7 protein-coding genes, 1 pseudogene and 2 CRISPR repeat arrays are annotated in these 8590 nt (G+C 66.3%); all 8 genes and pseudogenes read right to left on the bottom strand.

The window, feature by feature from the left end; translation table 11 throughout:
- Nucleotides 1–258 precede the first annotated feature (258 nt).
- The 8 genes and pseudogenes from L0F51_RS19835 to casA all read right to left on the bottom strand — a co-directional run bounded on the left by L0F51_RS19835 (nucleotide 259) and on the right by casA (nucleotide 7893).
- Nucleotides 259–903: pseudogene (locus L0F51_RS19835) on the bottom strand (transposase).
- A gap of 29 nt (nucleotides 904–932) precedes the next feature.
- Nucleotides 933–1816: direct repeats of the CRISPR family, unit length 29 nt; unit sequence CGGTTCATCCCCGCGTGTGCGGGGAACAC.
- Nucleotides 1817–1883: 67 nt separating this feature from the next.
- Nucleotides 1884–2174: a type I-E CRISPR-associated endoribonuclease Cas2e gene (gene cas2e, locus L0F51_RS19830; protein ID WP_234630882.1), complete on the bottom strand. Its 291-nt coding sequence runs from the start codon at nucleotides 2172–2174 to the stop codon at nucleotides 1884–1886.
- Nucleotides 2171–3070, bottom strand: coding sequence for a type I-E CRISPR-associated endonuclease Cas1e (gene cas1e / locus L0F51_RS19825; protein WP_234630881.1), 900 nt, complete (start codon nucleotides 3068–3070; stop codon nucleotides 2171–2173). The genes cas2e and cas1e overlap by 4 nt, the downstream gene beginning before the upstream one ends.
- Before the next feature lie 49 nt (nucleotides 3071–3119).
- The gene (gene cas6e / locus L0F51_RS19820) at nucleotides 3120–3851 is read right to left on the bottom strand and encodes a type I-E CRISPR-associated protein Cas6/Cse3/CasE (RefSeq protein WP_234630880.1); all 732 of its coding nucleotides are present in this window, start codon (nucleotides 3849–3851) and stop codon (nucleotides 3120–3122) included.
- Nucleotides 3844–4566, bottom strand: a complete 723-nt coding sequence (gene cas5e / locus L0F51_RS19815; RefSeq protein ID WP_234630879.1) for a type I-E CRISPR-associated protein Cas5/CasD — start codon at nucleotides 4564–4566, stop codon at nucleotides 3844–3846. Before cas5e ends, cas6e begins: the two co-directional genes overlap by 8 nt.
- A complete protein-coding gene (gene cas7e, locus L0F51_RS19810; RefSeq protein WP_234630878.1) occupies nucleotides 4563–5639 on the bottom strand; it encodes a type I-E CRISPR-associated protein Cas7/Cse4/CasC in 1077 nt (358 codons plus the stop codon). The genes cas5e and cas7e overlap by 4 nt, the downstream gene beginning before the upstream one ends.
- Nucleotides 5636–6256, bottom strand: a complete 621-nt coding sequence (gene casB, locus L0F51_RS19805) for a type I-E CRISPR-associated protein Cse2/CasB (RefSeq protein ID WP_234630877.1) — start codon at nucleotides 6254–6256, stop codon at nucleotides 5636–5638. Before casB ends, cas7e begins: the two co-directional genes overlap by 4 nt.
- Complete coding sequence (gene casA / locus L0F51_RS19800; RefSeq protein ID WP_234630876.1) at nucleotides 6253–7893, bottom strand: type I-E CRISPR-associated protein Cse1/CasA; 1641 nt, start codon at nucleotides 7891–7893, stop codon at nucleotides 6253–6255. Before casA ends, casB begins: the two co-directional genes overlap by 4 nt.
- A gap of 148 nt (nucleotides 7894–8041) precedes the next feature.
- A CRISPR array of direct repeats spans nucleotides 8042–8558; the repeat unit is 29 nt; unit sequence CGGTTCATCCCCGCGTGTGCGGGGAACAC.
- Between the last annotated feature and the right edge of the window lie 32 nt (nucleotides 8559–8590).

Genomic DNA, 8590 nt, shown 5'->3' with positions numbered 1-8590 from the left:
GTTCTCCCATGGCGGGCGATGAACGGCATCAAGGGGTCGGAGTTCCATAGATCGATCGGCGACGAGCCGGACCCCGGTGGCGGCGTGAAGTCGGGTGTCACCTTCACCGCGCGACCTGGCTCTCCTGGTCGCCCAGCGTCTTCATGGAGGCCCACCCGCCATCCGCCTCACCGACAAGATGCGCCTCAACAAGGGCAACATCATCTCGGCTGGCGGGTATTTTACAGGAATGCTCACAGGAGCTAGAGCAGATCCGGTTTAACCTGGATCAGAACCTGCAGCGACGAAGTAGTTGGCGCACTCGTCGGGTTTGAAGTGTGGGAGGACGGCGCCGACGGCGTCCCAGAGCCCGCCGACGGACCCCTCAGCTTTCGCCCGCAGGAGCGACTTGAGCTTGGAGAAAGCCATCTCAATTGGATTGAAGTCGAGGCTGCAGGGCGGCAGGTAGTGCAACTCGGCACCGGCTCGTTCGATGGCCAGGCGAACGCCCTCGGCCTTGTGTGCCGGAAGATTGTCCATGATCACGATGTCGCCCGGGATGAGCGTCGGCACGAGCGCCGGCTCGACATAAGCCCGGAAGGCGATGCCATTCCTCGCGCAGTCCAGGACCATCGGTGCGGTCATCCCCGTCAGTCGCAAGGCGCCGGTGAAGGTCGTCGTCTTTCAATGGCAGTGAGGAATCCCGGCCCGGCAGCGCTCGCTGCGAAGCGCACGGCCGCGCAGGCGCGCCATTTTGGTCGACAATCCCGTCTCATCAATGAAGGCCTCGTGCGGATCGAGAGCCGAACCGCGCCACCAGCCCCGCGGTCGTGGGGTCCGCTCGCCAATCTTCGCCCACCCGACCCGACGGATCGCGGTCGAAATGCCGATCCCGAACCGGGCCGCGGCCTGACGCGCCGACATACCGTCCGGCTCGACGCATCGAGGCGGAGCGGTTTATCCCCGCGTGTGCGGGGAACACCGCTCCGCAATGATCGAGGCATGGCCATCGTTCGGTTCATCCCCGCGTGTGCGGGGAACACCCCGGCGTCCTGGCCCATGAGGCGCAGTGTCGCGGTTCATCCCCGCGTGTGCGGGGAACACGCAACATGGGCGAAAGCGAACTGCGCGCACGCCGGTTCATCCCCGCGTGTGCGGGGAACACTGGCCCCTCGAACCCACGTATTCCGCGATGGACGGTTCATCCCCGCGTGTGCGGGGAACACTCGCACGCCCAACCCACCGTCGTCTGCGTCCACGGTTCATCCCCGCGTGTGCGGGGAACACGCGATCGCTCCGCCCTCTGTCCCTTCTATGCCCGGTTCATCCCCGCGTGTGCGGGGAACACATGCACGTCGCATCGATGAGGTCTCTCACAAGCGGTTCATCCCCGCGTGTGCGGGGAACACCGCTGGATCATCTCCTTGACCGACGTCGGCGCCGGTTCATCCCCGCGTGTGCGGGGAACACAATGCCGGCGAGCAGCACAGGGTCTGTCTCGTGCGGTTCATCCCCGCGTGTGCGGGGAACACGGAAAGTCAGTCCCCGGAAGATATTGTGCTCCCGGTTCATCCCCGCGTGTGCGGGGAACACACGACGCAGAGAGGCGTGCGCATGTCTCCCTTCGGTTCATCCCCGCGTGTGCGGGGAACACAAGGCCGCTCTCTGCCACCAGCTTAATCTGCTCGGTTCATCCCCGCGTGTGCGGGGAACACGGGTATGTTCACGATAGGAGCAGGATCGTGTGCGGTTCATCCCCGCGTGTGCGGGGAACACGATCCAGCGTTGGCCTGCAAAGCGACGTGGAGCGGTTCATCCCCGCGTGTGCGGGGAACACTCCTTTTGGAAGTTATTCCATTTGCAGCACTATTTCCAACGCGGTGAAGCTACCGGCTTTTGGAGGGCTAAAGGACGGTCCGATCGGGATGGAAAGCGACCAGTTTGAGGCCGTCGAAATCGGCGGGTTCACGTCGGTTGCGGCCGACCGTGACGAAGTCGAATCCTGCGTCTGTCTGCGCCGGCCAGGCCATGACGGCATCGCCATCCTCGATGAGCCCGGCCACCTGGTCCCAGATCATCTCGCGCGTGCGGGCCGAATAGGTGCCGACATAGACGCCGGCGCGCACCTCCAGAAGCCAGACGGCCAACCGGCCGCGCAGCCGTGGCGGAGCATTGTTGACGACAACGATCATCATCCGCGGTGCCCCGGATCGCCGGAAGCCTTCGGGTCGGCAAAGGCGGGAGCCACGGCATCGTCTGGGACCGCCGGTGTTTCGAGACCCCCGGCTTGCAGGACATCATCGATACCTGGAATGAGACGTCCCAAGATGTTGTGGCGCCGAAAGGCGTCACGGCAGGCGAGGCGTGTCGCGCGGGCGGGGTCGTCGCTCAGTTTGCCCTTGGCGTGGAGCCCGGCCACACGAAAGGCCTCTGGAACGACGGTCTCGAACTTATAGAGATCGGCGATGTCATAAACGAAGGAGAGCGGCTTTCCGGTATGCAGAAAGCCGATGGCCGGCGCATAACCTGCGGCGAGCACGGCCGCCTCCGTGATGCCGTAGAGGCATGAGGTTGCGGCCGACAGGCACCGGTTCGGCACGTCGGACGTGTCGAAAGAGGAAGGATCGTAGTCGCGTCGTTTCCAGGTCACGCCGAACTGGCGCGCCAGTCCTTCGTAGAGCGCCCTGACCCGCGCGCCTTCGACACCCCGCAGCTGGTCTACGGAGCGCTTCTCCGGCGCCGTCTCTCCGAAGCGGATCTCGAACATGCGAGCGACGACCTTCAACCGCGCTTGAGGATCGAGGGCGAGCCTGCACTGCCAAAGGAGGCGGTCGGAGCGCGCGCCGCCCGGCTGGCCCGCGGCGTAGAGGCGGACCCCGGCTTCGCCCACCCAGATAAGCAACGTCCCGGCCCGCGCTGCCAGGGCGATGGCGGCGTGACTGGTGCGGGTGCCGGGCTCCAGCATCAAGGCGGCCAGGCCGCCGATCGGAATATGCGTGCGGATGCCGTTGGCGTCGACGAGAACGAAGGCCCCGTCGAGGACATCGAGCTGGCCTTTCTCGATGAAGACGATCGAGGCACGGTCCTTCAAGGGGATTGGGCGTGGCGGCGGAGCGCCCGGAAAGCGCGCGGGCACGACGTCAGGGCGCCGGCCGCACGAGCATCAGCCCGCAGCCGAACGCTTTCGCCCGCCCGAAACCGGTTGTCAGGCGGTCGAGAAAGGCAGCAGGGTCGGTGATGCTCACAAGGCCTTTGAGATCGAACACGCCGATCGTGCCGGGGCGGCCTTTTCCGCGATCAATGCGCTCGGCGCGGTAGCCGCCAAGGGTGAGGGCTTCGAGCGCAAATCCCGCCGCCTCGGCGCGCGAGGACAGCCATTCTGCCGCCGCCTCCTGGGCGAGAGCCTCGCGCCGCATGGCACGGTCGCCGCGCCGCATGCGTCCTTCACGCTCTTCGCGCTGCATGAGGTCCATGGCCACGTCGCAGCGCTTGCGCAGCGCTTTGCCATTCGCTCCGGTCCCAGTCTTGCGATCGACCGTCGCGTTCAGGCGAAGGTCGAAGGCGAGCCTCTGTCCGGTCGTGAAAGCGGGGGCGAAAGGCTTGCTCTCGATCCGGAAGAAGGGGCTATCCTCTGTGGGCTCGGGTCCAAGGAGATAGAAGCAGCCTTGGCTATCGAGACGGCGCCAAAGAAAGACGGCGCTGTTGCCGGATCCGGCGCGGCGGGTGCTTTCCGGCATGACCGTCCAGAGCAGTTTGTGTTCGACGGAGAGCCGCTTCGCATTCTCTTCAGGTTGCAGCACCGAAAGAAGCGGGGCGACGCTATCCGCGTCGCGTTTCAAGGTCAGCCGCGTAAAGAAGAGGGGGTCAGTCATGGCTTGCTGCCTGGTCTTTCGCATCCGCCGCGACGAGCCATTCGCGTCGCGCCGAAAACAGCCAGGCGCTCCGGTCCACGGGCTCATCCAGGCGAATGCGGCTGCGGCGCGGTCGGTTTGAGGCCGGGAGATCCGCCTCGTCTTCGACTGCGATATCTCCGCTCCCCGTCTTCCAGGCGTCGCCCGCATAGATGCGAAAGGCGGCGACCACATCCGCCGCCTCGATCTCGCGTGGCGCCAGAGGTGCCGCGAGCGGGCAGGAGCGGCGCCCGAGCGACAGGACGAAGCGGGGCGTGCGGAAGGCGCTCGCGAGTTCGGCTGCACACACGGATGCGTCGGGCTGCTCCGCATAGGCGATTTGGAAAACTACATCGGCGAGGTAGCTGCGCCGTGTGATTGAGGTTTCGAGCCCGCCGCGATGGGAAAGGGCATCGCGGCGCGTGGCGGGTCGTCCTCGTGCGCCGGGAAGTGACTGAAAGGTGTGAAAGTCCTGGGTCAGGCGGCCGGCTCGCAGCGTGCGCGTGGCGATGCGGAAGGAACGGCCGAGCGCCGCCTGTCCTTCGCGGTCCTGCCTTTCAATCCCCAAGGCGGCGCCGGCGAGGCCGAGAAGGGCGGAGCGGGTCGGGCGCGCAGCCGTTCCCCGCTCCACATTGCCTGCTTCCTCGCCGAAGCTTGCGAAGGGAGCCGCGCAGGTCACGACGAGGAAGGTGGTCATGCGGCCGGACTCGAAAGGCCGGTTGCGGCGAAGTCGGCAACCTCCGCCAGCGTCGCGCTGTCCTGGCGCCGCATGTCGAGGCAGATCTCTTCATCCGAAGTGTCGCCATAGACGCGGGCAAATTCGGCGCGCTTGTTGGTCAGCGCTTCGATCGACACAGCCATTTGATCGCCCGATCCGACGGGCTTCAGAAAGGCGCTTGCGAGATTGATCGGCTGCCCATCGCCCTTTTCCAGAAGCATGAAGGCCGCACGTACATGGTTGCCGAAGCTGTTCTTCTTGCCCGACGGGGAGGCTTCCGCGACGGCACGGGTGAGGGCGCGCAGGCCGGCCGCGGCAAGGTCCGTATCGCCGGCGAGGTTGCGCACGAGCAGTTCGCGATTGACGCAGACATAGGTGTAGAAGACGCCCGCGCCGAAACCGGCTTCGCCCACAAAGCCCGCGCCCGCATCTTCCTCCGGCTGCTTCAAATCGTCGACGGCGGTGTAATAATCGTCTTCGACATCGACGCGATTGGTGGTGAAGGCATGGGCGACCTGCACCGCGGCCTCGCGATTATAGGCGGGATCGGCGGCGAGCATACGCCCGAACATGGCGATATCGACCGCAGTATCGGCAGTGGCAAGCAGTGTCTTGGCGAGGTCCTTCTCCTTCGGCAGGGCGTCGCCAGCCGCGGCTTTCTCCGCAAGTTCGAAGGCCTTCTCCCGCTCCTCTGGAGAAACGAAGGCAAGCTGCTCGATGCGCACAGGATGGCTGTCGTTCGCCGGCTTCAATTTGCCGAAAGCGGCCACGACTTCGCGGGTGATCGCGGTGGCCTTGTCTTCTTCGCTGCCCTTCGCCAGGAGATGCTGCAGAAGCTCCTCACCGAGACGCTGGGTGCGGGCGCCGAGCTTTCCGCTGAGCGTCGTCTGAAAGGCTCCTGAGGTGCGGATCGCCCGCTTCAGTGCCTGGCTGGAAATGCGCATCCTCGTGACCCCACCGATGACGGCGGTTTTCGGTCGCCCGAGATCGTCACGATTCGGGTTCGATGGTGGATAGACGGTCAGGGCATGCATTTGCAGAAAGCGGCTCATGAAGCGGTCTCCGGGGCATCTTGGACAGCCGCTTCCGCGGGTGGCAGAGGGCTGAGGCCGTAAGGCTGGTAGTAGTGCAGCGTCCAATCGCGGCGGGTGCGATCGTCGAACGTCATGACGTCGGCGATGAAGGCCGCCACGTTGAAAGGCGTGTCGCCGAGGATGGCGAGGGCGCGCCGTGTGGCGCGAAGGAAGCGGTCCGGCTCGTCACCTGCGCGCAGCAGCGCACCGAACCGCGCGCGCGACAGGCGGGGGCGCTCACCTTCCAGCGCGAGGTGCCCGTCGGCTTTCAACCCGAGCGCCGCGGCAAAATGCTGGCGGGAGGGCTGCGCGGGCGGGCGGACGCCGGCAAGGAGGGCGGCGAGAAGCGCGAGCCGCTCCATCAGCCGGGTCTGCGCGGAGCCCGTCGCCGGCCAGTCGCTCCGCATGGCGAGATGAACGCGGCGGATCAGATCATGCGTCGGTTCGATGAGAAGCGCATCGGTGAGGTTCTGGCATCGGCGCAGCTCGGCACGCGCCGCCGCGTCACCAGCTTTGTTCCACTCGCGGTCACGGTCCGGATGCAGCGCGTGCCACCAGGCGAGCACCGCTTTCAGCCCTTCGTCCGACAGCCTCATGCGGGCTCCCCCGTCTTCGCCTTGTGGCGCTGCGGTTCTGGCAGCTTCAGCATCGAAAAGAGCTTCCCGCCCGCGCCCGTCCGGCCGGAGAGATCGCCCTGCAGGCGCGCGAGCGCGGCGACGATGCGCCCGGCGTCCTCGGGCTTGTCGAGCGGCACCGGCGCCCGCTCTTCGAATTCGGCAAGCGCGGCGCGGCGCAAGGCCCCGAGGAAGCGGCGGGCCGCAGCCTCTTCGTTTTGCGCAGGATCGGCGAGAAAGCCTGCGAGACCGGAATGGAACGCCGCCTCCGTCGTGGCAATGAACGTGGCGCCGGCCGCGTCCAGCACGCCCTTGTCGAGGGCGACGGACGCGCCGTCGCCGAAGAGGGCCGATTTGAGGGCGCGCCGCAGGCAGGAGGCCGCCATGCTCCCAGCCTCGGCAAAGCGGCGGGCGAGATCGTCGAGCGCTTTCTGCTCGACCTCGGTCGGGGCGAGATGCAGCGGCTCCTCGGCGAAGAGATAGGCGATGGCTTCCATATTGTTCATGGCCCAGCCGCCGACCCGAAGCCGCGGTTCGGCGGCACCCTCGGGCATCAGATCGGAGCGGCGTAGCCCGCGCGCGAGCCTGACGGCCTCGGCTGGGCGCGCGAGCCTTTGGTCCTCCGCGCCGATCGCCACCCCCACCCAGTCGCGATAGGAGAGCCGGCCGCTCTTCGCCTTGACGGAAAAAGGCTCGCTCGTTTCGTTCTGCTGCCGGTAGGGTGTCAGCGGATGCTGCCAGGTCGGCCCGTAATCGACGCCCCAAGGCTTCTGCACGAAGCCGGTGACGAGCAGTTCCTCCTCGCCGCTCAGCGGACAGCGCCCGCGCTCCTCCGACACGACGAGACGAATGCGCCGCGGCATGCCGAAATAGACCTGCAGCGCTTCGACGTCACCGTCATGCGGATGAACCTGGCGGCCGGCCGTCTTGTCGGAGACGAGGGTCGGGGCGAGCCAGGGCAGGGCGGCCGCCAGCCGCTCCGGCTTCGGCGCCCGCATGGGAACGAGATTGGCGAGAAGCCGCCGCGCCAACGGCTGGGGTGCGCCATCGGCTGCGAGAGGCACGATAAGCGCGGAAAGGGGCCCGCCGCCACGCATCGAGGTGCGATTGCCCGCCCCGCCGGAGGGCGCGAAGGCCTGCAGCGTGTAAAGCGCCATCGCCGCGGCGCGCAGACCGAAGGCCGGAAAGCGGGCGCGGTGCGTCAGAAGATCGGCGTTCTTCTTCTGGCCGTTCTGCCCCGGCGTGTCGATGAGAAGCGCTTCGACGGGCGCCGGTGCACCGTCGAGGGGCTCGAAAGCCTGGAGAAAACGCGGGCCGTCGCCGCCGAGCTCGAAAGCCGGCGCGAAGGGGCGAAGCCGCTCTTCCCACGCCAGGCGCGACAGCGGCGCAGCCCACAGATCCTCCCACGCATCCTCGTCGCGAAGATCGAGGGCGAGCTGCGCGATGCCGAGCGCGAGCTCATGTGCGGCGATGTTGAAATCCGCTCGCGGCCAGGCGAATTCGACCGGAAAATCATCATCTTCGCCCGACAACGACAGGAGTTCCGACGCGCAGATCCACGACCGATAGCCGGAGCGGAGGAGGACTGGGAAGAAGCTGTCAGTGAGCAGATTGTACATTGTTAATTAAATAATGCTGGGAATCGAATCGATACTCACATGTCTTAGTAAAGGCTCAGATGTAATCGGGTTTTGGTCAAGGCCCGCCGGGGCGGCCGTGCCTGCAAAGCTGATCTGCCGCATTGTTGCTTGCCCCACGACGTGATCGCGCACCCTCCCCGTGTATGTGGGGAACACACGAGCAAAGCCCCGATGATCGACTCGGGCTGCGGTTCATCCCCGCGTGTGCGGGGAACACGTCTACCAGGACGAAACACCCGTTGAAGTCGACGGTTCATCCCCGCGTGTGCGGGGAAAACTTGAGCGCGATCCGGTTGGCCTCGTAGACCGCCGGTTCATCCCCGCGTGTGCGGGGAACACGTCGGCACCGTCCGTATTCGGTGGTTCAAGGACGGTTCATCCCCGCGTGTGCGGGGAACACAGACGAGTGCCCGAAAGCGACAACGCCGATCGCGGTTCATCCCCGCGTGTGCGGGGAACACCGCGAGCTCGAGAAGAACGGCGAAACGATCGACGGTTCATCCCCGCGTGTGCGGGGAACACTCCGTGGACCTCAGCAGCGATCGAGCGCCAATCGGTTCATCCCCGCGTGTGCGGGGAACACCTGTCGGCGGGGCCCCTGCCCGGGGATGGGGGCGGTTCATCCCCGCGTGTGCGGGGAACACTGCCTGCGGAGCTCCTCTGACGTGACCTTGCC

The organism is Afifella sp. H1R (assembly GCF_021462425.1).
Classification (GTDB): Bacteria; Pseudomonadota; Alphaproteobacteria; order Rhizobiales; family Afifellaceae; genus Afifella; species Afifella aestuarii.
Note: the sequence above shows the minus strand (reverse complement) of the source record. Positions and strands in the feature narration are given on the sequence as shown.

What these genes read in the sequence shown, in the direction of transcription:
- cas2e (WP_234630882.1), bottom strand. Translation starts at nt 2,174, where the DNA reads ATGATGATCGTTGTCGTCAACAATGCTCCGCCACGGCTGCGCGGCCGG.
- cas6e (WP_234630880.1), bottom strand. Translation starts at nt 3,851, where the DNA reads ATGACTGACCCCCTCTTCTTTACGCGGCTGACCTTGAAACGCGACGCG.
- cas5e (WP_234630879.1), bottom strand. Translation starts at nt 4,566, where the DNA reads ATGACCACCTTCCTCGTCGTGACCTGCGCGGCTCCCTTCGCAAGCTTC.
- cas7e (WP_234630878.1), bottom strand. Translation starts at nt 5,639, where the DNA reads ATGAGCCGCTTTCTGCAAATGCATGCCCTGACCGTCTATCCACCATCG.
- casB (WP_234630877.1), bottom strand. Translation starts at nt 6,256, where the DNA reads ATGAGGCTGTCGGACGAAGGGCTGAAAGCGGTGCTCGCCTGGTGGCAC.
- casA (WP_234630876.1), bottom strand. Translation starts at nt 7,893, where the DNA reads ATGTACAATCTGCTCACTGACAGCTTCTTCCCAGTCCTCCTCCGCTCC.